The organism is Streptomyces sp. NPDC107521 (assembly GCF_055598485.1).
Genome location: NZ_JBVKAT010000010.1, coordinates 38,600 through 59,270, shown reverse-complemented (window position 1 = coordinate 59,270; position 20,671 = coordinate 38,600). Strand labels below are relative to the sequence as shown.

18 protein-coding genes and 7 tRNA genes are annotated in these 20,671 nt (G+C 76.5%); 15 read left to right on the top strand and 10 right to left on the bottom strand.

The window, feature by feature from the left end:
* Window positions 1–945 precede the first annotated feature (945 nt).
* The 3 genes from cobT (at window position 946) to ACZ7LB_RS17035 (ending at window position 6,871) form a co-directional block, all read left to right on the top strand.
* Complete coding sequence (gene cobT / locus ACZ7LB_RS17045; RefSeq protein WP_471469200.1) at window positions 946–4,431, top strand: nicotinate-nucleotide--dimethylbenzimidazole phosphoribosyltransferase; 3,486 nt, start codon at window positions 946–948, stop codon at window positions 4,429–4,431.
* A 375-nt stretch (window positions 4,432–4,806) separates the two neighbouring features.
* On the top strand, window positions 4,807–6,060 hold the full coding sequence (gene cobA, locus ACZ7LB_RS17040; protein ID WP_471468942.1) for a uroporphyrinogen-III C-methyltransferase: 1,254 nt from the start codon (window positions 4,807–4,809) through the stop codon (window positions 6,058–6,060).
* Window position 6,061: 1 nt separating this feature from the next.
* Window positions 6,062–6,871, top strand: a complete 810-nt coding sequence (locus tag ACZ7LB_RS17035; RefSeq protein WP_471468940.1) for a TrmH family RNA methyltransferase — start codon at window positions 6,062–6,064, stop codon at window positions 6,869–6,871.
* Here the strand turns inward: ACZ7LB_RS17035 and ACZ7LB_RS17030 are convergent.
* Window positions 6,847–8,367, bottom strand: coding sequence for a serine/threonine-protein kinase (locus ACZ7LB_RS17030; protein WP_471468939.1), 1,521 nt, complete (start codon window positions 8,365–8,367; stop codon window positions 6,847–6,849). The two genes, ACZ7LB_RS17035 and ACZ7LB_RS17030, sit on opposite strands and share 25 nt — an antisense overlap.
* Before the next feature lie 533 nt (window positions 8,368–8,900).
* On the opposite strand from ACZ7LB_RS17030, the gene ACZ7LB_RS17025 reads away from it, so the two are divergent.
* The 3 genes from ACZ7LB_RS17025 to ACZ7LB_RS17015 all read left to right on the top strand — a co-directional run bounded on the left by ACZ7LB_RS17025 (window position 8,901) and on the right by ACZ7LB_RS17015 (window position 10,748).
* Window positions 8,901–9,086 (top strand): hypothetical protein, encoded by a 186-nt coding sequence (locus tag ACZ7LB_RS17025; protein ID WP_471468937.1) that lies wholly within the window; start codon window positions 8,901–8,903, stop codon window positions 9,084–9,086.
* A 308-nt stretch (window positions 9,087–9,394) separates the two neighbouring features.
* Window positions 9,395–10,351 carry a phosphotransferase family protein gene (locus tag ACZ7LB_RS17020; RefSeq protein ID WP_471468936.1) on the top strand — a complete coding sequence of 319 codons (957 nt, stop codon included), beginning with the start codon at window positions 9,395–9,397 and terminating at the stop codon, window positions 10,349–10,351.
* Window positions 10,352–10,451: 100 nt separating this feature from the next.
* Complete coding sequence (locus ACZ7LB_RS17015; protein WP_161228165.1) at window positions 10,452–10,748, top strand: TFIIB-type zinc ribbon-containing protein; 297 nt, start codon at window positions 10,452–10,454, stop codon at window positions 10,746–10,748.
* Window positions 10,749–10,875: 127 nt separating this feature from the next.
* On the opposite strand, the gene ACZ7LB_RS17010 is transcribed toward ACZ7LB_RS17015, so the two are convergent.
* The 5 genes from ACZ7LB_RS17010 to ACZ7LB_RS16990 all read right to left on the bottom strand — a co-directional run bounded on the left by ACZ7LB_RS17010 (window position 10,876) and on the right by ACZ7LB_RS16990 (window position 11,330).
* Window positions 10,876–10,947: transfer RNA gene (locus ACZ7LB_RS17010), tRNA-Val, on the bottom strand.
* Window positions 10,948–10,961: 14 nt separating this feature from the next.
* Window positions 10,962–11,033, bottom strand: a tRNA-Val gene (locus ACZ7LB_RS17005).
* Window positions 11,034–11,073: 40 nt separating this feature from the next.
* Window positions 11,074–11,145, bottom strand: a tRNA-Val gene (locus tag ACZ7LB_RS17000).
* A 1-nt stretch (window position 11,146) separates the two neighbouring features.
* Window positions 11,147–11,220: transfer RNA gene (locus ACZ7LB_RS16995), tRNA-Cys, on the bottom strand.
* 37 nt (window positions 11,221–11,257) lie between these two features.
* Window positions 11,258–11,330: transfer RNA gene (locus ACZ7LB_RS16990), tRNA-Gly, on the bottom strand.
* 177 nt (window positions 11,331–11,507) lie between these two features.
* Between ACZ7LB_RS16990 and ACZ7LB_RS16985 the strand changes: the two genes are divergently transcribed.
* The 3 genes from ACZ7LB_RS16985 (at window position 11,508) to ACZ7LB_RS16975 (ending at window position 14,388) form a co-directional block, all read left to right on the top strand.
* Window positions 11,508–12,560, top strand: a complete 1,053-nt coding sequence (locus ACZ7LB_RS16985) for a chorismate-binding protein (RefSeq protein ID WP_471468933.1) — start codon at window positions 11,508–11,510, stop codon at window positions 12,558–12,560.
* The gene (locus ACZ7LB_RS16980; protein ID WP_471468931.1) at window positions 12,557–13,378 is read left to right on the top strand and encodes an aminotransferase class IV; all 822 of its coding nucleotides are present in this window, start codon (window positions 12,557–12,559) and stop codon (window positions 13,376–13,378) included. The genes ACZ7LB_RS16985 and ACZ7LB_RS16980 overlap by 4 nt, the downstream gene beginning before the upstream one ends.
* Window positions 13,379–13,563: 185 nt before the next feature.
* Window positions 13,564–14,388, top strand: coding sequence for a GNAT family N-acetyltransferase (locus ACZ7LB_RS16975; RefSeq protein WP_471468930.1), 825 nt, complete (start codon window positions 13,564–13,566; stop codon window positions 14,386–14,388).
* 188 nt (window positions 14,389–14,576) lie between these two features.
* Here the strand turns inward: ACZ7LB_RS16975 and ACZ7LB_RS16970 are convergent, their stop codons facing one another.
* Window positions 14,577–15,104 carry a DsbA family protein gene (locus ACZ7LB_RS16970; protein ID WP_471468929.1) on the bottom strand — a complete coding sequence of 176 codons (528 nt, stop codon included), beginning with the start codon at window positions 15,102–15,104 and terminating at the stop codon, window positions 14,577–14,579.
* Between the two features lie 190 nt (window positions 15,105–15,294).
* On the opposite strand from ACZ7LB_RS16970, the gene ACZ7LB_RS16965 reads away from it, so the two are divergent.
* Window positions 15,295–15,738 (top strand): hypothetical protein, encoded by a 444-nt coding sequence (locus tag ACZ7LB_RS16965; protein ID WP_471468927.1) that lies wholly within the window; start codon window positions 15,295–15,297, stop codon window positions 15,736–15,738.
* Window positions 15,739–15,936: 198 nt separating this feature from the next.
* A complete protein-coding gene (locus ACZ7LB_RS16960; protein WP_161228175.1) occupies window positions 15,937–16,116 on the top strand; it encodes a hypothetical protein in 180 nt (59 codons plus the stop codon).
* 43 nt (window positions 16,117–16,159) lie between these two features.
* Here the strand turns inward: ACZ7LB_RS16960 and ACZ7LB_RS16955 are convergent, their stop codons facing one another.
* Window positions 16,160–16,720, bottom strand: coding sequence for a CGNR zinc finger domain-containing protein (locus ACZ7LB_RS16955; protein WP_471468925.1), 561 nt, complete (start codon window positions 16,718–16,720; stop codon window positions 16,160–16,162).
* Window positions 16,721–16,932: 212 nt separating this feature from the next.
* Window positions 16,933–17,346, bottom strand: a complete 414-nt coding sequence (locus ACZ7LB_RS16950; protein WP_004002642.1) for an SsgA family sporulation/cell division regulator — start codon at window positions 17,344–17,346, stop codon at window positions 16,933–16,935.
* Between the two features lie 191 nt (window positions 17,347–17,537).
* Between ACZ7LB_RS16950 and ACZ7LB_RS16945 the strand changes: the two genes are divergently transcribed.
* From ACZ7LB_RS16945 to ACZ7LB_RS16930, 4 genes are all read left to right on the top strand, one after another.
* The gene (locus tag ACZ7LB_RS16945; protein WP_471468923.1) at window positions 17,538–18,005 is read left to right on the top strand and encodes a TIGR02611 family protein; all 468 of its coding nucleotides are present in this window, start codon (window positions 17,538–17,540) and stop codon (window positions 18,003–18,005) included.
* A gap of 71 nt (window positions 18,006–18,076) precedes the next feature.
* Window positions 18,077–18,148, top strand: a tRNA-Val gene (locus ACZ7LB_RS16940).
* Between the two features lie 365 nt (window positions 18,149–18,513).
* The gene (locus tag ACZ7LB_RS16935) at window positions 18,514–18,960 is read left to right on the top strand and encodes an SRPBCC family protein (protein ID WP_471468921.1); all 447 of its coding nucleotides are present in this window, start codon (window positions 18,514–18,516) and stop codon (window positions 18,958–18,960) included.
* 39 nt (window positions 18,961–18,999) lie between these two features.
* Window positions 19,000–19,071, top strand: a tRNA-Val gene (locus ACZ7LB_RS16930).
* 136 nt (window positions 19,072–19,207) lie between these two features.
* Here ACZ7LB_RS16930 and ACZ7LB_RS16925 read toward each other — a convergent pair.
* Window positions 19,208–19,933, bottom strand: a complete 726-nt coding sequence (locus ACZ7LB_RS16925; RefSeq protein WP_471468919.1) for an exonuclease domain-containing protein — start codon at window positions 19,931–19,933, stop codon at window positions 19,208–19,210.
* Between the last annotated feature and the right edge of the window lie 738 nt (window positions 19,934–20,671).

The window sequence follows — 20,671 nt, the reverse complement described above, 5'->3', positions numbered from 1 at the left end:
GCCGGCGCGCCGGGAGCGGCTGCGGAAACGGTTGCTCCGGTTCCTGGACAGCAGGGCGAGCCGGTCGGCGCCGCCGAGGCCGTGGTCGCCCGGGTGGCGACGCAGGCGGGGGCCACGGCGGGAGCGGCGGAGTCCCCGGCGGCCGACGCGGCCGTGACCGACGCGGCCGAGGGTGGAGCGGCCGAGGGCGGCCCGGAGACCGCGCCGTCGACGACGGATGCCGCCGAGGGCGATGCCGCGGACGGTGCGGCCCGGACCGGCGCCGACGGGACCGACGGCGGTGAGGCCGCCGAGGGGACCGGCGCCGTGGAGACCTCCGCCTCGGAGGCCGACGCTTCGGGGGCCGACGACGCGGCGGGCCGGGAGCCCGACGGAACCGACGCGGACGGGGCGGCCCAGGAGGCGGCTCCGGGCGAGGACACCCAGGAGGACACGGGTACCGAGGGGGCGAGCACGGACGGCGCGACCGCCGACGGCGCCCCCGAGGACGCGGAGACCGGGGACGCGGCCGCCGACGCCGGGACCCCCGAGGGCGTGACCCCGGAGGGCACCACCGGTGCCGTCCCGGCGGACGCCCCCGGAACCGGTGCCGAGCGGGAGACGGGGGCCGAACGGGCGCCCGAGGCCGCACCGGCGCCTGAGGCCGCACCGGCGCGCGGGACCGTGCCCGAGTCCCCGTCCGGGACGGCGGAGGAGCCCGAGCCCGTGGCCCCGCAGGCGGTGGAGCCTCCCGCCGACGGGACGTCCGCCGACGCGGCCCCCGCCGACGGGACGCCGGCCGATGCGGCCCCCGCCGAAGACGCCCCCACCGGTGCGGCACCGGACGGCGCGGCCCCCGAGGCCGTTCCCGCCCCGGAAACGGCGACCGCCGCCGAGACGGCGCCGGAGCCGGAGGCCTCCGGTACCGCACGGACGGACCCGGAACCCGGTCCCGGCACCCCTGCCGTGGTGGTGTCCGACGCGCCCGAACCCGGCTCGGCGGCGCAGGCCGGCGGGGCAGTGGAGGACGTGGCGCAGCAGACCGGGGCCCCGGAGGCTTCGCTGCCCCAGGAGACCCCGGGCATCCCGGAGCCGGAGCGGTCCCCGGCGGCTTCGGAGCCGGTGGAGGCCCCGGAACCGGTGGAGGCCCCGGAACCGGCGGAGGCCACCGGGCCCGCCGTGCCGGATGCCGAGCCGGCCGCGGCCGGAACGCCCGCTTCCGCGCAGGCGGACGGGACAGCCGTGCCCCCCGAGGGCGAGACCCCGCCGTCGGCCCCGCCGCCCGGGGCGGCGCCCCGGGCCGACGGAGCGTCCGAGGCCGGGCCCGCGCAGGCCGCCTCCCCGGAGACCGGTGCCCCGCATGTCGGTGCCCCGGCCGGTGGCCCGCCGGAGGCCGACGCCCCCGCCGCCGAACCGGTCACCACCGGGCAGGCACCCGACGCCGTGGCGCAGCCCGCGCCCGCCCCGGCCCAGCCCTCCCCGGCAGCGGAAGGGACCGATCAGACCCCCGCGCCGGAGGTCCAGGAGGCCCCGGGCGACCCCGAGCCCGTGGCGGCCGAGTCCGGCGCCGAGGCGACCGCCGCCGAAACGGCCGACGGCGCCGGGGCCGACGTCCCGGAGGAGAGCGCGGAGAACGGCGCCGGGACCGCCCCCGCCGGGGACGCGTCCGCGCCCGTGCAGGACGGCACTCCGGCGCAGCAGGAGACCGCCTCCGTGGAGGCGCCCGCCGCAGCCGCGGACACCACCCCCGTCGGCGACGGACTCGCGTCCGCCGAGGGCACCCCGGCGGAGCGAGAAGCCGCGCCTGCGGAGAACGCGACCGCCGCGGAGGTAGCGATCCCCGCGGAGGGAGCGATGCCTGCCGAAGGAGCGACGCCTGGCGAGGAAGCGGCCCCCGCCGCCCCCGCCCCGGAGGCCGCAGCCCTGCCCGACGCGGTGGAGCCGGCCCAGCCGGAGGCGCCCCGGCCCGTCGACGGAGCGCCCCTCCCCGAGGGACAGCCCGCTCCCGAGGAGCAGCCCTCCGCCGAGGACCGGCCCGCTCCCGAGGAGCAGCCCGCCGCCGAGGACCGGCCCGCCCCCGCCGACCGGCCCGCGTCCGGGGCCGCCGTCGTCCCGGGGGCGCCGCACCCCGCGCCGGAGCCGGGTCCCGCCCAGGAGCAGCCGCACCCCGCCCAGGGCACCGGTCCCACCCCGGACCCGCAGCCCGTTCCCGGCGACCGGGCCGCCCGGGCGCCCCAGCCGGCCGCCGCCGGGGCGACCGCCCCCGGCGGGACCGACGGCCACCCGGAGGCCGCGACGGCCCCGCTGCCCGGGCGGCAGCCCGCTGCCGTCGCCCCCGGCGGGGCCCCGACCGCCCGGCAGGCCGACGGCACCGCTCCGGAAGACACCGGGGGCGCGGAAGCCGCCGTCGGCACCGGAGCCGTCCCCGCACCCCTGCCGCAGGCGGAGGACACCCCCGACGCTTCCGACCCGGCGGCCGAGGACGGGCCCGGCGAGGACGGGTCCGCCCCGGCCGACGGCGGGGGGACGTCCGCGTCCCAGGGAGACGCCGGAGTCCCGGCGTCCCCGGCCCACGCCCGCGCCCTCCCGCCGGAGGCGGCCGTCACCGTCCCCGCCCCCCGCGAGCCCGGAGCCGACGGCCCCGCCGCCCCCGCCGGGGACCAGGCGGGGGCGGACGCCGACGGGGCGCCCGCGGCGGCCGCCCCGCGCAGACCCGCCGGACCGGCGGCCCCCGGGTACGACGACGCCGAGCGCGAGGCCGTGCTGAAGGTCATGCGGGAGCGCCGCGACATCCGCAACGGCTTCCGCGACGACCCCATCCCGCACGAGGTGCTGCTCCGGGTCCTGGAGGCCGCCCACACCGCGCCCTCCGTCGGCCACTCGCAGCCCTGGGACTTCGTCGTCATCCGCTCCGGCGAGACCCGCCAGGCGATGCACGAACTGGCGATGCGGCAGCGCGACGCCTACGCGAAGTCGCTGCCCAAGGGCCGGGCCAAGCAGTTCAAGGAACTGAAGATCGAGGCCATCCTCGACACCCCGGTCAACATCGTCGTCACCGCCGACCCCACCCGGGGCGGACGGCACACCCTGGGCCGCCGGACGCAGCCGCAGATGGCGCCCTACTCCTCGGCGCTCGCCGTCGAGAACCTGTGGCTCGCCGCCCGCGCCGAGGGCCTCGGCGTCGGCTGGGTCAGCTTCTTCGACGAGCGCGAGATGGTCCGCGCCCTCGGCCTCCCCGAACACCTGGAGATCGTGGCCTACCTGTGCGTCGGCTACGTCGACGAGTTCCCGGACGAGCCCGAGCTGGTGCGGGCCGGCTGGTCCAAGCGCCGCCCGCTGTCCTGGGTCGTGCACGAGGAGACGTACGGCCGCCGCGCCCTGCCCGGCGAGGAGCCGCACGACCTGCTGGCCGAGACCGTCGCGCAGATCCGCCCGCTGGACGCCAAGGCGCTCGGCGAGGCGTGGGAGCGCCAGAAGCGGATGACGAAGCCGTCCGGCGCCCTCGGCATGCTGGAGATCATCTCGGCCCAGCTCTCCGGGCTCTCCCGGCAGTGCCCGCCGCCCATCCCGGAACCCGCGGCCGTCGCCGTCTTCGCGGGCGACCACGGGGTGCACGCCCAGGGCGTCACCCCCTGGCCGCAGGAGGTCACGGCCCAGATGGTGGCCAACTTCCTGGGCGGGGGAGCGGTCTGTAACGCCTTCGCCACCCAGGTGGGCGCCGAGGTCTGCGTCGTCGACGTCGGCGTCGCCGCCGACCTGCCCGCCACCCCCGGTCTGCTGCCGCGCAAGATCCGCGGCGGCACCTCCGACATGACCGCCGGGCCCGCGATGACCCGCGAGGAGGCCAAGCAGGCCGTCGAGGTCGGCATCGAGACCGCCCGCGACCTCGTGGCGGCCGGGAACAAGGCCCTGCTCACGGGGGAGATGGGGATCGCGAACACCACCGTGTCCGCCGCGCTCATCTCCGTCTTCACCGGGGTCGACCCGGCCGAGGTCACCGGGCGGGGCACCGGCATCAACGACGAGACCCTGGTCCGCAAGACCGAGGTGGTGCGCCGGGCCCTCGAACTGCACCGGCCCGACCCGGCCGACCCGCTCGGGGTCCTCGCCGCGATCGGCGGGTTCGAGCACGCCGCCATGGTCGGCCTGCTCCTCGGCGGCGCCTCGCTGCGCACACCGGTGATCCTGGACGGGGTCAGCGCCGGCGCCGCCGCGCTCGTCGCCCGCGCCATCGCCCCCGAGGTCCTCGCGGCCTGCATCGCGGGCCACCGCAGCGCCGAGCCCGGCCATGTCGCCGCGCTCAACACGCTGGGCCTGCGTCCGCTGGTCGACCTCGACCTCCGCCTCGGGGAGGGCACCGGCGCGCTGCTGGCCCTGCCGATGGTGCAGAGCACGGCACGGGCCATGCACGAGGTGGCGACGTTCGACTCGGCCGGCGTGACCGAGAAGTAGCCCCGGCCGGGGGTTCCCGGAGGGCGGCGAACCCCGCACCCTCCGGGAGATCCCCGGCCCCGGGGAACCCCCACCAGGGAACCCCGGCCCCTCGGGATCTCCCCGAGCCGAGCCGGGGCACCGCCCAGGGGGCCAAGCCGCCGCCGTCCCGGGCGCGCACCGGGCCCCCAGGGGCATCCGTCCCTCCCGCAGGGGGCATCCGCCCCGGGGGAGGCGGTCCCCCTCGGGGGAGGCGGCCCCGCGCACGGCCCGCCCCACCCGTAGGGGCGACCACGGCGCACCCCGCCCCACCCGCGTCTTCTAGAATTCCGCACGTCAGGGCCGCTCCAGAGCCGAAGCGTCCCACCGCACCGCCAGGACGAGGAGCCCCGCCTCATGGCCGAACAACCCGCCTACCCCGTAGGCCTCCGCCTCGCCGGACGCCGCGTGGTCGTCCTGGGCGGCGGACAGGTGGCCCAGCGCCGCCTCCCGGCGCTCATCGCGGCGGGCGCCGACATCCGCCTCGTCTCGCCGGAGGCCACCCCCTCCGTCGAGGCCATGGCCGACGCGGGCGAGATCACCTGGGAGCGCCGCCCGTACGCGGAGGGCGACCTCACCGACGCCTGGTACGCCCTGATCGCCACCAGCGACGCCGAAGCCAACACCCGCGCCTCCGCCGAGGGCGAGCGCGGCCGCGTCTGGTGCGTCCGCTCCGACGACGCCGAGGCCGCCACCGCCTGGACCCCGGCGACCGGGCACAGCGAGGGCGTCACCGTCGCCGTCCTCACCGCGAGCCTGCGCGACCGCGACCCCCGGCACACCGCCGCCATCCGCGACGCGGTCGTCGAGGGCCTGCGCGACGGCACCCTCGTCGCCCCCCACCACCGCCGCCGCGGCGGCCACGTCGCCCTGGTCGGCGGCGGCCCCGGGGACCCGGACCTCATCACCGTCCGCGGCCGCCGTCTGCTGGCGGAGGCCGACGTGGTCATCGCCGACCGGCTCGGCCCGCGCGACCTGCTCGCGGAACTGCCGCCGCACGTCGAGGTGATCGACGCCGCGAAGATCCCCTACGGCCGCTTCATGGCCCAGGAGGCCATCAACGCCGCCCTCGTCGAGCACGCCCGGAGGGGCAGGGCCGTGGTCCGCCTCAAGGGCGGCGACCCCTTCGTCTTCGGACGCGGCATGGAGGAGGCCCAGGCGCTGGCCGAGGCGGGCGTGCCGTGCACCGTCGTTCCCGGCATCTCCAGCTCCATCTCCGTCCCCGGCGCGGCCGGCATCCCCGTCACCCACCGGGGCGTCGCCCACGAGTTCACCGTCGTCAGCGGCCACGTGGCGCCGGACGACCCGCGCTCCCTGGTCGACTGGCCCGCGCTGGCCCGGCTCACCGGGACCCTGGTGATCCTCATGGGCGTCGACAAGATCGGCCGCATAGCCGAGGCGCTCGTCGCCCACGGCAAGTCCCCCGACACCCCCGTCGCCCTCGTCCAGGAGGGCACCACGGCGTCCCAGCGCCGGGTCGACGCCACCCTCGCAACGGTCGCCGAGGCGGTCGTCGCCCGCGAGGTCAGGCCGCCCGCCGTCATCGTCATCGGCCCCGTCGTCGACGTGGGCCCCGGGGAGACCGTCGGACGGCCGGGGGAGGAGACCTGACATGGCGGAGCCCATCACCGTCGACGACCCCGACGACCCCCGCCTCGGCGACTACACCGACCTGACCGACGTCGAACTGCGCCGCCGCCGCGAGCCCGCCGAGGGCCTGTTCATCGCCGAGGGCGAGAAGGTGATCCGGCGGGCCGGGGACGCGGGCTTCGCGATGCGCTCCATGCTGCTGTCGGCCAAGTGGGTCGACGCCCTGCGCGACGTCATCGACCGGTCCACCGCCCCCGTGTACGTCGTCGAACCGGCCCTCGCGGAACGCGTCACCGGCTACCACGTGCACCGCGGCGCCCTCGCCTCCATGGAGCGCAGACCGCTGCCCGCCCCGGCCGACGTCCTGGGCGCCGCCCGCCGGGTCGTCGTCATGGAGTCCGTCAACGACCACACCAACATCGGCGCGATCTTCCGCTCCGCCGCCGCCCTCGGCATGGACGCCGTCCTGCTCTCCCCGGACTGCGCCGACCCGCTCTACCGGCGCAGCGTCAAGGTCTCCATGGGCGCCGTCTTCTCGGTGCCGTACGCCCGCCTCGACCGCTGGCCGGGCGGGCTGGACGAGGTCCGGGTGGCGGGTTTCACCCTCCTCGCCCTCACTCCCGACCCGGAGGCCCGCACCCTGGCGGAGACCGCCCCGCAGCACATGGAGCGGGTCGCGCTGATGCTCGGCGCCGAGGGCAGCGGACTCTCCCGCCGGGCCCTGGCCGCCGCGGACAGCCGGGTGCGCATCCCCATGTCCCACGGGGTCGACTCGCTCAACGTCGGCGCGGCGGCCGCCGTCGCCTTCTACGCCGTGGCCACCGGAGGATAGCCGCCCGGCCCGCCGACGCCCGGTCCCGCCGGTGACGGCGGGTGCTCCGGCGGCGCCGGGGAGCGGAGCATGGCGTGGTGCGCGTGCGGGCCGCCCCGCTCGCCGCCGAGCCCGTTCGACGGGCCCTGGCAGCCCTGGGCCGCCGCGATGCCCAGCGCGACCAGCAGCGTCACGACGACGAAGACGAAGAGCCGCTGGCGCAGCAGCCGCGGGTTGGCGGGCCGCAGCCCGGTCCCGGTGGGCCGTTGCCGCGGACGCCCCGCCCCGCTGCGGGGGCCGGTGCGGCCGGGGCCGGGGCGGGTGGCGGTACGCCCCGTCCCGGTGCCGCTGCCGCCGCGGGCGGACCTGGGCATGGCGGGCGTGGGGCGCGCGCCCGTCCCGGTGCCCCGGGAGCCGCCGCGCGCCTGGCCGCCGCCCCGGGAGGACGTGCCGCCGCGCGAGGGGGTCCCGCCGCGCGCGGGGCCGGGGCCCCGGCCGGGCAGCGAACCCGGCTCGGCCCCGGAGGCGGGACCGCGGGAGCCGGTGCCCCGCGCGGCCGGGGTGCCCCGGCCCCCGGCACGGCCGGGGGAGCGCCTCGGCGTCCGTTCCGGGTAGGTGTCCGCGAGCCGGCCGGAGTGCTGGTCCGCCTCCGCCGGGCGGGGCGCGGGCGGCCGCACGTCGGCGAGGCCCTGGGCCTCCCGGGTGGCGATCTCTCTGAGCCGCAGCGAGAGCTGCAGGGTGGTGGGCCGGTCCTCGGGGTCCTTCGCCAGACAGGCCCGCACCAGCGGGGCCAGGGCGTCCGGGACGTCCTGGAGCTGGGCCTCCTCGTGCACCACGCGGTACAGCATCACCTCGGAACTCCCGTGCCCGAAGGGCGAGTCGCCCATCGAGGCGTAGGCGAGGGTGGCGCCGAGCGAGAACACGTCCGTGGCCGGGGTGACGGCGGCGCCCCGGACCTGCTCGGGAGCGAGGAAGCCGGGGGAGCCGACGGCCGTGCCGACGTGGGTCAGCGTCGAGGCCCCCGTGGCCCACGCGATCCCGAAGTCGATGATGCGCGGGCCCTTGGGGGAGAGCAGGATGTTGGACGGCTTCAGGTCCCGGTGCACCACGCCCGCCTCGTGGACGGCGACCAGGCCCTCCGAGAGGGCGGCGCCCACCGAGGCGACGTCGGCCGCGCAGAGCGGCCCGTCGTCGACGACCTTGTCGTGCAGGGACGGGCCGGGCACGTACTGGGTGGCGAACCAGGGGCGCTCCGCGTCCAGGTCGGCGGCGACCAGCCGGGCGGTGCAGCCGCCGCGGATGCGCCGGGCCGCCGACACCTCCCGGGCGAAGCGGGAGCGGAACTCCTGATCCTCCGCCAGATCCGGGCGGATGACCTTCAGCGCGACCCGCTGCCCCTTCTTGTCGGAGCCCAGGTAGACCACGCCCATCCCGCCCGCGCCCAGCCGTCGGTGAAGCCTGAACGAGCCGACGACGCGCGGGTCCTCGCGCCTCAGGCGCATCATCGCCATGTTCATCCCCGCTGCCCGGTCCTGTGACGTGCCCCAGCTTACGTTTCCCCACCCGTCCGGGGGCAGAGGCCGCGCCCTCTCGGGGCGGCGGATTGTCGGTACGGAACGGGAGAGTTGAGGGGGCGTCGGCGGGCCCGGACACCGGGCGGCGCGGGACGGTACGGGGCCAACGTCCCAGCGTCCCGCGGGGGTTGGCCCCGAGCGGGGACGGGCCCGGGGCGTACGGGGCGGGTGGGGCGGAAGTGGCGTCGGGGTTCCCCGGGGGGAGTGAGGGAAGTCACCCGGGGGATGACCCGCACGACCCTTCCGGGAAGACCCCGAGGCGGGGAAGCCCGTCTCCACCCAGGGGAGTACACCGCGGGCGGCGGCTCATCCTCCGGGAGGCCCGGCAAGCGGTACGAGGGCATGACGTCGGGGAATCGGCGGACGCCTAGATTTGTGGTCGAGCGGCGGGTGCCGTACTCGTCCCCCGAGGTCAGACGCCCGCCGCCATCAGGACGGACCACCGGTACGACATGCGAGACGGCCAGGAGAGGACCATGATCCGGACGGCAGCGCGGACCCCGCTCCGCACGCGGGACGACCGCGACCGCCCGGAACGCCGCCACCCCGCGGTGGCGACGCTGATGGCCCTGCCCCTGGCGGCCCTGCTCCTCCTCGTCTTCGACGGGTGGGAGACGGTGGCCACACAGGCGTCGTCCGTGGGTGCGGTGCTGGGGCGCTGAGCGGCGCCCCCAGACCCGGAAGAGCGGTCCGGGCAGTGGGCACCCACCCGGGAAACCCCGTGGGGACGGGGGTGCGGCGGACGGCACGATGCCGGCGCGGCTGGGGAAGCCGCGCCGGCATCCCCTCTCGCCCTCCGGCGCGAGGCTCCCCCGTCGGGGCGGGGCTTTCTCCGGGGCGACCCCGCTTCCCCGCCCTTCCCTGCCCTTCCCCACCGGGCCCGGCCGCCCGTGACTCCGCGCCCGCCGCCCGGCGCCCCGCCCCCGTCGGTCGCGTCCCCGCGCCCCGCCCGGCGCTACGCTCACCCACCGTGACCCCCGCCCCCCTCCTCGCCGCGCTCGCCGACCGTGTCCGAGCGGTCGCCCACGCCCCCGCCGGGCAGGGCGCCCCGCCCGCCGTGCCGCACTGCGACTGCCCGTCCGCCACCCTCGCGCAGCGCCCCGACACCACCGTCGTCCGCCATGCCGCCGCCGTCGCCAAGGCGCACGCGCCGGACAGCGACCCCGACGGCCTCGCCCACCGCGTCGCCGTCGCCGCCGGACTCCCCGGCGTCCTGCTGCCCCCGCTCGCCCCGGCCCCGGCCACCCTCCACGGCCGTCTCGTGACCTACTGGCCCCACGGCCGCCCGGTGGACCCCGGCGACCCCGACGCGGCCCCCTGGGAGGCCGCCGCCACCCTCCTCGCCCGCCTGCACCGCAGCCCCCTGCCCCCGGCGCCGCCCCCGATGCGCGGCCCCGCCAAGACCTCCCGGGCCGTCGCCGCCCTGCGGGCCCTGCCCCGCCCCGGGGCCGACACCGCGGCCGTGCTGCGGGCCTGGGACACCCTCCCCGCCTGGGCCCGCGGCGAGGCCCCGATGCCCCGGGAGGGCGCCGCCCTGTGCCACGGCGACTTCCACCTCGGCCAACTCGTGCGGCACCCCGTCCCCCGGGGCCCCTGGCTGCTGATCGACGTCGACGACCTGGGCGCGGGTGTACCGGCCTGGGACCTGGCCCGCCCCGCCGCCTGGTACGCCTGCGGCCTGCTCCCGTCGGGGGAGTGGGACCGCTTCCTGGCCGCCTACCGGGCGGCGCGCGGCCCGGCCGTCCCACCGGACGGGGACCCCTGGCCCGTCCTGGAGGTCCCGGCGCGCGCCCTCACCGTGCAGACCGCCGCCCGCGCCCTCACCAAGGCGGCGGAGGCGGACCGGCGGCCGGACGAGGGGGAGCGCCGCGTCATCGACGCGTGCGCGCGCATGGCCGCCCTCCCCCTGTCCTCCTCGCGCGGTTGAGCCCACCCGGCGGGCAGTAGGGTGCAACCGACCGCGGCCGGACGGAGTCTGTTCCGGCGAGACGCGAAGCAGCAGCGAACGGCGAGGAGTTGAGCCGACCATGCAGTGCCCCAAGTGCCACGCACCGATGCACACCTACAACCGCAACGGCGTGCAGATCGAGCAGTGCAGCGGATGCCGGGGGATCTTCCTCGACTACGGCGAGCTGGAGGCGCTGACCCGCCTGGAGGCCCAGTGGGCCCAGCCCGCCCCGCCGCCGCCCGCGGCCCCGCAGGCGTACCCCGCCGCCGCGCCCCCGGCCTACCCGGCGGCCCAGGCCCCCGCCTGGGGCGCCCCGCAGGGCCACCACGGGCACTACCGCCAGCGCGGCTTCGGGCGGATGCTCTTCTCCAGCTGAGGAGCGTCCCGCGCTCCGCGGTGGCCGGCGCGCGGCGTCGGGCGCCCGCCGGGGAGCGCGGGACGGCCCTCGGGCGGGAACGCGGAAGCCCCCGGCCGTGGGGAACGGCCGGGGGCTTCCGGATGCGTGGACGATACTGGGATTGAACCAGTGACCTCTTCCGTGTCAGGGAAGCGCTCTCCCGCTGAGCTAATCGTCCTCGGTGGTGCTGCGTGCGCGATACTGGGATTGAACCAGTGACCTCTTCCGTGTCAGGGAAGCGCTCTCCCGCTGAGCTAATCGCGCGGGGTGCGGCCCTCGCGGACCGTCGGTCCTCGCGGACCAGTGGACGATACTGGGATTGAACCAGTGACCTCTTCCGTGTCAGGGAAGCGCTCTCCCGCTGAGCTAATCGTCCTTGGAGGTGGAGACGGGATTTGAACCCGTGTAGACGGCTTTGCAGGCCGTTGCCTCGCCTCTCGGCCACTCCACCAGGAGTGCAGGGGCCCGGGAGGCCCCATCGTTTCGCGAGCGGACGACGAGGTTCGAACTCGCGACCTCAACCTTGGCAAGGTTGCGCTCTACCAACTGAGCTACGTCCGCCTGTCGGTTCGGTCCGCTTGCGCGTCCCGGCGACGTGTTGAACTCTAGCGGATTCCCGGGCCAGCACAAAAACGCGTTTGCGCAGCGTGCTGCGGTGGCTCCGGTACGGGACCGGGCCGGGGCCCGCGGAGGACGGCGTCCGGGCCGCCCCCGTACGGCCAGCCTAGACTCGGACATGTGCACGAACACCCTCCCCTGGCGCGTTTCGGGGACCGCCTCGCGACCGGCCTCCTCGACGTCACGAGCGACCCCGCCGCCCTCGACTCCACCGGCTTCTGGGCCGTCTGCGCCGACTTCGAGGGCCGTGTGACCTGCGCGCGCTTCGCGGACGTACGGACCGTGCCGGTGCCCGCGCCGGTGCCCGGGGGGTGGCGCGGACCGGGGCCCGGCGACTGGACGACCTCGCTGGACCGCGCGGCGTACACCGCCGGGGTGCGGCGGATCCGCGAGCACATCGCGGCCGGGGAGGTCTACCAGGCCAACCTCTGCCGCGTCCTGTCCGCCCCGGTCGGCCCCGACGCCGACGCCGACGCCCTCACCGCGCTGCTGGCGCGCGGCAACCCGGCCCCCTACGCCATGACGATCCGCCTCCCCGGCCACGGTGTGGAGATCGCCGGCGCCTCCCCCGAGCTGTTCCTGCGGCGCGCCGGGCGCACCGTGGAGTCCGGGCCGATCAAGGGCACCGGGGCGACCGAGGACGATCTGCTGGAGAAGGACTTCGCCGAGAACGTGATGATCGTGGACCTCGTCCGCAACGACATCGGCCGGGTCTGCGTCAGCGGCAGCGTGACCGTGCCCGACCTGTGCGCCGTCGAGAAGCACCCCGGGCTCGTGCACCTCGTGTCCACCGTGCGCGGCGAACTGCTCCCGGACGCGGGCTGGCCGGAGCTGCTCGACGCGGCCTTCCCGCCCGGCTCGGTGACCGGGGCGCCCAAGGCGAGCGCGCTGCGGATCATCGACGCCCTGGAGACCGCCCCCCGGGGCCCCTACTGCGGCGGCACCGGCTGGGTCGACGCCGACCGGCGGACGGGGGAGCTGGCCGTCGGCATCCGCACCTTCTGGATCGACCGCGCCGAGGGGGCGCTGCGCTTCGGCACCGGGGCCGGGATCACCTGGGGGTCCGATCCCGGACACGAGTGGCGGGAGACCGAACTCAAGGCGTCCCGGCTGCTCGCGGTAGCGTCTGGCACGTACGAGGCGAACGGCACGGGAGAGGCACTGCACACGTGAAGATCTGGCTCGACGGCGGGCTCCAGGACATCCGGTCCGCCCGCGTCTCCGTCCTCGACCACGGGCTGACCGTGGGCGACGGCATCTTCGAGACGCTCAGGACGACGGACGGCAGGCCGTTCGCCCTCACCCGGCACCTCGACCGGCTGACCCGCTCGGCCCGCGGCCTCGGCCTGCCCGACCCGGACCTCGACGAGGTCCGCCGCGCCTGCGCCGCCGTCCTGGAGGCGAACCCGATGCCGCTGGGCCGGCTGCGGATCACCTACACCGGCGGCCACGGCCCGCTCGGCTCGGACCGCGGTGAGCAGGGCACCACGCTGGTCGTGGCCCTCGGCGGGACCGAACGCCGCCCCGACACCACCGCCGTGATCACGGTGCCCTGGACCCGCAACGAACGTGGCGCGCTCACCGGCCTGAAGACGACCTCCTACGCCGAGAACGTCGTCGCCCTCGCCCGCGCGCGCGAACAGGGGGCCAGCGAGGCCCTGTTCGGCAACACCGCGGGGCGGCTGTGCGAGGGCACCGGCTCCAACGTCTTCGTCGTGCTCGACGGCGAGATCCACACCCCGCCGCTCGCCTCCGGCTGCCTCGCCGGCGTCACCCGGGCCCTGGCCGTGGAGTGGACCGGCGCCCGGGAGACCGATCTGCCGATGGACGTCCTGGACCGCGCCGACGAGGTCTTCCTCACCTCCACCCTGCGGGACGTGCAGGCCGTGCACCGGATCGACGGCCGCACCCTGCCCGGCGCCCCCGGCCCGGTGACCGCCAAGGCCATGCGGGTCTTCGAGGAGCGCGCCGCGGACGACCTGGACCCGTGACCTCCACGGACCCCGGGGCCCAACGGGACTCCCGGGGCCCACGGGTCCCGCCGGTCCCGGGGGTCCCATGGGACCGCGGTGTTCCCCGAAAGCCCGGCGCCCCGGGGCCGGGCGGCACGGGGAGCGGGGCAACAGCCCGGGGAAATGGGCTGATTCACGCGCTCCCGCCGGGTAGAAATCGCTTGATGACCACTACCCTGCGGCCGACCGAGCCGCTCCAGCAGGCGGCCGACGGGACCCGTTCCCGCCACTTCCAGGTGTGCGTGAACAGCCGTCCCGTCGGTGCGGTGCACCTCGCCACGGACCCCTTGTCCGGTGGCGCGGTGGCCCTGATCCACTCCCTGAGCATCGACGAACCCGACCGCCGCCGGGGCCGGGGCACGGTCGCGGCGCTCGCCGCCGAGGAGGTGGCGCGGGGCTGGGGCTGCCGCAGGCTCGAGGTGGCCGTCCCGGCGGGCTCCGAGGCGGGCACCGCGCTGGCCCGCGCCCTCGGCTACACCCTGCGCAACAGGAACATGGCCAAGCGGCTGGACGGTGCCGCGCCCGCCCTGCCCCCGGGCAGCACCGCGCGGGCCATGACGCCGGACGAGTTCGTGGAGTGGCTCGCGGCCGAGACGGAGTCGTACGTCCGGGCCTGGACCGAGCGCGGCATGACCGAGGAGCAGGCCCGCGCCAAGGCCCGGCACGACCACGAGAAGCTGCTGCCGCACGGCGCGGACACCGAGGGCATGCTGATCAGCGTGCTGGAGCACGAGGGCACCCGGGTCGGCACCCTCTGGCTCGCGCTCCAGGCCGAGCAGTCGTTCGTCTTCGACGTCGAGGCCGACGCCGCCCACCGGGGCCGGGGGCACGGCCGCACACTGCTGCTGCTGGCCGAGGCCCAGACCCTGGCCGCCGGGCGCCGCGCGATCGGCCTCAACGTCTTCGCGGGCAACACCCCGGCCGAGCGGCTCTACGAGGGACTCGGCTACGTGCCGACGCTGTACGCGTACTACAAGCCCCTGCTGTAGGGGGAGGGAGGCGGGCGGTGCGGGCGCGGCCGCCGGCCGGGGACGTCCGCATCCCGCCGAACAGGGCCCAGGGACCCCGGACCTCCCGGACCCCGGCTGCCCACCCCGTCCGGGAACGCCCGGTCCGGGAACGCCCGCACGGTGCCCGGGAGCTCCCGGACCCGTGGCCCGGGCTCCGGCGCGGTGGGTCAGTCCTGCGGGGCGGCGGCCAGCAGCCGGTCGGCGATCTCCTCGATCCGCTCGCGCAGCCCCTCCTGGCTCCTGCCGCCGTCCAGCCGCTCGCCGCCGATCACATAGGTGGGGGTGCCGGTCACGCCGATCGCCTTGCCCTCGGCCTGGTCGGCGTCCACGATCAGGATGTGCCGTCCGTCGATCAGGGCGGTGTCGAACTCCTCCGCGTCCAGCCCCAGCTCCCCGGCCACCTCGACGAGCAGCGGCTCGCCACCGCGGTCCAGCTCCTCGACCCGCTCCAGGACGGCCTCCGCGTACGGCCATCCCCGGCCCTGCGCCGCGGCCTCCTCGGCGGCCTGGGCGGCGGGGAAGGCCTGCTTGTGCTTCTCCAGCGGGAAGTGCCGGAGCCTGATGTCCAGCCGTTCGCCGTACCGGGCGCGCAGGGCGCGCAGATCGTCGAGGGCGGTACGGCAGTCGGGGCACTGGAGCTCGAACCAGACGTCGAGCACGGCCGCGGGGGAGCGGTCGGGGGCGGAGTCACTCATCCCCCCAGTCTTCCAGCCCGCGCCCGGCCCCCTCGCATCGCCCGGGGCGGCGCGGGCCCGGCCGGGTGCGCGGTGGGAGGGTGACCCCGAGATGTCCCTGATGTTCACCCCGGGACATGGCGCCCAGGGGTGGGGGCGGGGCAGGATGGAAGGGAGAAGCGCCACCGCACGACCGAGCCTGGAGGACCGCATGATTGCCGAGACCGTCTGCTCAGCGGTGTCCGCGGCCGGCCTGGGCATCGCCGCGGTCACCGCGTACCGAAGGCGTTTCCTCGCGGCCGTCCGGGTCGCCGCCTACGCCCTCGTCCCGCTGGGCCTGGTGCTGACCGGGGCCGTGAAGTGGCTGTCCGGCCTCGCCGTCAGCCCGACCGCCTGGCTCGGCTTCGCCCTGCTCGGCGTCTCCTGGCTGCTGTTCATGATCGTCCGTGCGGTGGAGCGCCGCCGCGCCGGCGCCCCGCGCGAGGAGCGCGGAGCGGCCGGGGCCGCCCCCCGCGACGGGGCGGTGGCCCCCGCCGCCTCGAAGCCCGCCGTGGGCGGGGCGTCCCGCGCGGTCGCCCGCCCGGGGAGCGGATCGTCCCGCGGTGAGGACGACTTCAGCGACATCGAGGCCATCCTCAAGAAGCACGGCATATGACCGGGCGGGCGCCCGGCCCCGGCCGGTGCCCGCCCGCCGCCCTGTCCGGACCGGCGGTCCCCCGAGGTCTCCGGCCGCTCCGGAACGATCACAAGCCGAACCGGGCAGAGCGGGATCTTGCGGAATTCGGCGAACTCCCGGTCAATGCGGGCAAGGTGATCGCGCGCGGCACCTGAACTGCGCCATCATCGCCGCGAGATGCAGGACACCACTCAGCTGGACACACAGCTGGACACGAGACAGAGCGACCCCGCGCTCCCGGAGCATGAACCGCGCGGCTGCCTCTTCGCCCTTTCCCAGCCACCGCTCATGATCTTCCTCGCGGTGATCGGGTGTCTGCTGCTCATGGCCGCGTTGCACGACCTGCTGTTGCTGTGAGCCGTACCCGCGCTCCCCGGCGTCACCCGCCGGGGGCCGCGACTCAGCCCGCGGCCTCCTTGCGGCGCGCCCGGTAGGCGGCCACGTGCAGCCGGTTCCCGCAGGTGCGGCTGTCGCAGTACCGCCGGGAGCGGTTGCGCGACAGGTCGACGAAGGCCCGCCCGCAGTCGGGGGCCTCGCAGCGGCGCAGCCGCTCCTGCTCCCCGGCGACCACGAAGAAGGCCAGCGCCATTCCGCAGTCGGCGGCCAGGTGGTCCGCGATCGAGGCACCGGGCGCGAAGTAGTGGATGTGCCAGTCGTAGCCGTCGTGGTCGGTGAGGCGCGGCGTGGTGCCGGCCGCGGCGACCAGTTCGTTGATCAGCTCGGCGGCGGCCCGCGCGTCGGACGCGGCGAAGACCGTCGAGAACCGCCCGCGGATCTCCCGCACCGCCGCGAGGTCCCCCTCGGTCAGGGAGCCCACGTCGCTGATCTCGTGCGCCGCCACGAACCGCTCCAGGCCCGCGAGGTCCGACAGCCCGTCCGCCGCCGAGGTCTCCTCCGGCACGGTGTTCACCAGATCCACCACGGTGTCGAGCGCGCACCGGGTGTCGTGGGTGATCAGCACGATTCGCTCCCTGGCCTGGGGGTCGGGCGGGCGCCCGCCGATGCTGGCCGATGGTAGTGGCTTCCGCGGCGCGGGGCCCGGGGGAGCGCGCACCGGTGCCGCCCCCGTGCGATCGCGCGGTGACGGCGTCGGCGTGTGCCGTATGCGGTTGTCCGTACCCGTGCCGTCACCCCGAGTCGACGGCGCCGGGCGGCCTGGTGCGCCCTCGCGCCCTAGCTTTCCGCCAGGATGTGCGAGAGCTCCTGATCGAGGTCGAAGTGCCGGTGCTCCGTGCCCGGCGGCACGGCGGCGTCGGTGCGCTTCAGGAAGGACTCCAGGGCCCGCGCGGGGGCCTCCAGCAGCGCCTCGCCCTCCGGGGAGCTGAGGGCGATGCACACGACGCCCTGGCCGTGGCTGCGCGACGGCCAGACGCGGACGTCGCCGGTGCCGGTGGGCCGGTGGAGGCCTTCGGCGAGGAGGTCGCGGGCGAACACCCACTCGACGGTCTCCTCGGCTCCGGTGTGGAAGGTGGCGTGCACGGCGTAGGGATCGGCCGTGTCGTACCGCAGGCCTGCGGGGACAGGCAGGGAGGACTCGCTCGACACAACGAGGCGCAGGTGCAGCTCGCAGCTGACCGTGGTGTTCATAAGCGCCAGGGCCTTTCGCTCAGTGTGCGCTCGGGGATTCGCACGTCGGCGAAATCGACATGCCACCTACGCTGCCGTTGTAAACCCCTCTGCGTGTTTTGCCTGCCTTTATGTAACTCATCCGGCCGAGAGATCGTTTGTCAAGGTGCGTCCATTCCGGTGATCGGATTGCTCGGGTAGGGTTCCGTCATATGAATACGGGGAGTGACGGGCCCGGCGACGGCGGCCCGGAGGAAGACGGAGCGGGGTCGAGCGGCACGGGGCCGGACCGGACCGGGGGCGGGCGGGCGCTCGGCTCCCGGGCACCGGAGTTCGTCAGGGCCCGCCGCGCCCTCCACGTGAGCTGGCAGGTCGGCGTCTTCGTGATCGGGCTGGCGGTCGTGGTCATCGGCGTGATCATGCTGCCGCTGCCCGGTCCCGGCTGGGTCGTGATCTTCGGCGGCATGGCGATCTGGTCGACCGAGTTCGTCTGGGCCCAGCTTGTACTGCGCTGGACCAAGCGGAAGGTCACCGAGGCCGCCCAGCGGGCCCTCGACCCCCGCGTACGACGGCGCAATATCGCCCTGACCTCCGTCGGTCTGGTGATCATGGCCGCATTCATCGGCTTCTACGTGTGGAAGTTCGGCCTGGTCATGCCCTGGAAGGTCAAGGACCAGTGACCGGCCGCGGACCGCGGCGGGCGATGGTCACGGGCACCCCCTGACATGGGGTAATGTTCTTCCTGCACCCGGGGCGATTGGCTCAGTGGTAGAGCGCTTCGTTCACACCGAAGAGGTCACTGGTTCGAACCCAGTATCGCCCACCGGATCATCGAATGGCCCGGCCCACGATCGTGGGCCGGGCCATTTCGTTGGTCACGCGAGCGGCGGCCGGCGCGGGTGGTACGGCGTCGGAGGTGACGGTCCGTCATCGCTCCTCGCGGCGCGGGGCCCGGGGCGAATCCGGCGGCGTCGGCGCGGCGTTCCGCCGTCACAACCGCCGCGAGGTGAAATCAAGGGCCGCTTCCGGCCGTTCATCCGCATACCCGGGAAGCCCAACGCGCGGGCGTCCGGCGGGAATCCGGTGAACGCCCTCCGGAAATACCCCCCGGTTTTTCCCGGAACACCGCGGGGTGAATACCGGCCCGTCCGGCACCCGCGCCGCGGGGGAGCCCGCCACACTGTCCCCATGGACTGGAACCATTACCGCTTCCGCAGTCTGTGGGACCTGCCGGCGCCCCTCCCCGCCGCCCACCGGGCCCTGGACCGGCTGGAGGACTACCCCCGCTGGTGGCCCCAGGTGCGCGAGGTCACCCGGCTCGACCGCACCCACGCGCTCGTCCGCTTCCGCTCCCTCCTCCCCTACGACCTCACCGCCACCCTGCGGGAGACGCGGCGCGACCCCGAGGCCGGGGTGCTGGAGGCGGCGATGGGCGGGGACATGGAGGGGTGGGCGCGCTGGACCCTGGCCCCCCGGGGAGAGGGCACCCTCGTCCACTACGACCAGGAGGTGGACGTCCGCAAGGACCTGCTGCGCCGGTTCGCCGTACCGGGCCGCCCGCTGTTCCGGGCCAACCACCGGCTGATGATGCGCGCCGGGCGGCGCGGCCTGGCCGCGCACCTGAAAGCGGTTTGAACCAACCCCTCGGAGCCCTGTAGTGTTCAGTGCGTTCCCGGGCGATTGGCTCAGTGGTAGAGCGCTTCGTTCACACCGAAGAGGTCACTGGTTCGAACCCAGTATCGCCCACCGGGAAGAAACCGGTCCGCACAGGCGGACCGGTTTTCTCATGCCCGGAGCCCGGAGCCGGGGCGGGCGGACCGCGCGCGGTGTCCGGCGCGCGCCGGACGGGGGAGCGGGGCGCGGGGCGGGTCCGTACCGCCCCTCACGCCGCCGCGGGCACCCCCGGGCGCAGCGGCCAGGCCGGGTCCACCGGCTCCTCCGAGCCGTTCAGCGCGAACCACGCCTGGAGCCCGCGTGCCTGCCCCGCGTGCCACGCCGCCTGCCGGGCGTGCAGTTCGGCGGGGGAGAGCCGCTCCAGCCGGGCCGGGAACCGGCGGCCCAGCGCCCGGACCACCTCCATCGCCGCCAGCGCGTCGGCCGCCGCGTCGTGCGCGCCCTCCAGCGGGACGCCGTAGTGCGCGCACAGGTCGGTGAGGGTGCGGCGGCCCTTGCGGTACCGGTCCAGGTGCTTGTCCAGCACCCACGGGTCGAGCACGTGCAGCGCCGCCCGGTCCAGCCAGCGCCCCAGCGAGGAGGCCCGGTGCCGGCGCAACTCCCGGTCCAGCAGCGTCAGATCGAACGGCGCGTTCATCACCACCAGCGGGCGCCCGGCCCGCGCCTGGTCGGCCAGCGCCTCCGCCACCTCGTACATCACGGGCGCCGGCCAGCGCCCGTGCCGCTGGAGGTGCTCCTCCGTCAGCCCGTGCACCGCCGTGGCCGCGCCCGGCACCGTCACGCCCGGGTTGACCAGCCAGCGGGTGATCCGCGGCCTGAGTCCCGGTGCGTCCTGGAGGACGAGGGCGGCCGACACTATCCGGTCGGCCTCCACGTCCACCCCCGTCGTCTCCGTGTCGAAGGCGGCCAGCGGCCCCTCGAACCAGCTCGCCATGAGGCACCAACTCCTTCTCCCTGAGCGGCGACTGACCAGCCGTCGTCCGTCCCGATCGGGTGATACCCGGGCGGTTCACGGCGTACGCCGGAAGGGGGAGACGGGAGTGCGGGCGGGGGCGGGGGCGGGGTCCGTCCGGTGCGGTGCCCCGCCGGGGCCGACGGACCGTCGGCCGGGGACGTCAACCGTTGCCGCGCCACCGCGCCACCGCGCCACCGCGCCACCGCGCCACCGCGCCACCGACTCACCGTGCCACCGTGCCTTCCCACTGACGGCAGCGCCCGCCCGCCGACGGCGGTACCCGGCACGTCCCGACACCGCCCCGGTACCAGGGGGCCACCGCCCGGCGCCCGTCCGGCAGCGGCAGCCCTGTCATGCACGGACTGCCACTGCCCGGTGCCGGCCGTCACCGCCCGGCGCGGGCCATCGCACGGGCACGCGCGCCGCCCTCCGCCCATCCCTCCGCCCCGGGCAGCTCCGCCCACCGAGACGCCCCGGGCCTCCTCCGGCCCCCGGCCTCCGCCGGGCCCCCGGCCGGACACGGCCGAGGGCTTCGCCCCGGTCGAGTCGGCCCGCCCCAGATGGGCGCCCCGCCGCGGATCGCCCGCACGCCGTCCCCGCGGGGCACCGGCGGTGTGCCGTCCCGCGGACACCGGACGCGCCCGCCCCGCGACCCCGGGAGCCTCCCGGGGGCTCCGGGGCGCGGGACGGTGCCGGAGGCGGCACGGCACGGAACCG

Excerpts from the sequence above, each read along its gene's own strand:
- cobA (WP_471468942.1), top strand. The coding sequence starts at position 4,807 with ATGGCCGAACAACCCGCCTACCCCGTAGGCCTCCGCCTCGCCGGACGC.
- ACZ7LB_RS17035 (WP_471468940.1), top strand. The coding sequence starts at position 6,062 with ATGGCGGAGCCCATCACCGTCGACGACCCCGACGACCCCCGCCTCGGC.
- ACZ7LB_RS17030 (WP_471468939.1), bottom strand. The coding sequence starts at position 8,367 with ATGAACATGGCGATGATGCGCCTGAGGCGCGAGGACCCGCGCGTCGTC.
- ACZ7LB_RS17025 (WP_471468937.1), top strand. The coding sequence starts at position 8,901 with ATGATCCGGACGGCAGCGCGGACCCCGCTCCGCACGCGGGACGACCGC.
- ACZ7LB_RS17015 (WP_161228165.1), top strand. The coding sequence starts at position 10,452 with ATGCAGTGCCCCAAGTGCCACGCACCGATGCACACCTACAACCGCAAC.
- ACZ7LB_RS16975 (WP_471468930.1), top strand. The coding sequence starts at position 13,564 with ATGACCACTACCCTGCGGCCGACCGAGCCGCTCCAGCAGGCGGCCGAC.
- ACZ7LB_RS16970 (WP_471468929.1), bottom strand. The coding sequence starts at position 15,104 with ATGAGTGACTCCGCCCCCGACCGCTCCCCCGCGGCCGTGCTCGACGTC.
- ACZ7LB_RS16965 (WP_471468927.1), top strand. The coding sequence starts at position 15,295 with ATGATTGCCGAGACCGTCTGCTCAGCGGTGTCCGCGGCCGGCCTGGGC.
- ACZ7LB_RS16960 (WP_161228175.1), top strand. The coding sequence starts at position 15,937 with ATGCAGGACACCACTCAGCTGGACACACAGCTGGACACGAGACAGAGC.
- ACZ7LB_RS16950 (WP_004002642.1), bottom strand. The coding sequence starts at position 17,346 with ATGAACACCACGGTCAGCTGCGAGCTGCACCTGCGCCTCGTTGTGTCG.
- ACZ7LB_RS16945 (WP_471468923.1), top strand. The coding sequence starts at position 17,538 with ATGAATACGGGGAGTGACGGGCCCGGCGACGGCGGCCCGGAGGAAGAC.
- ACZ7LB_RS16935 (WP_471468921.1), top strand. The coding sequence starts at position 18,514 with ATGGACTGGAACCATTACCGCTTCCGCAGTCTGTGGGACCTGCCGGCG.
- ACZ7LB_RS16925 (WP_471468919.1), bottom strand. The coding sequence starts at position 19,933 with ATGGCGAGCTGGTTCGAGGGGCCGCTGGCCGCCTTCGACACGGAGACG.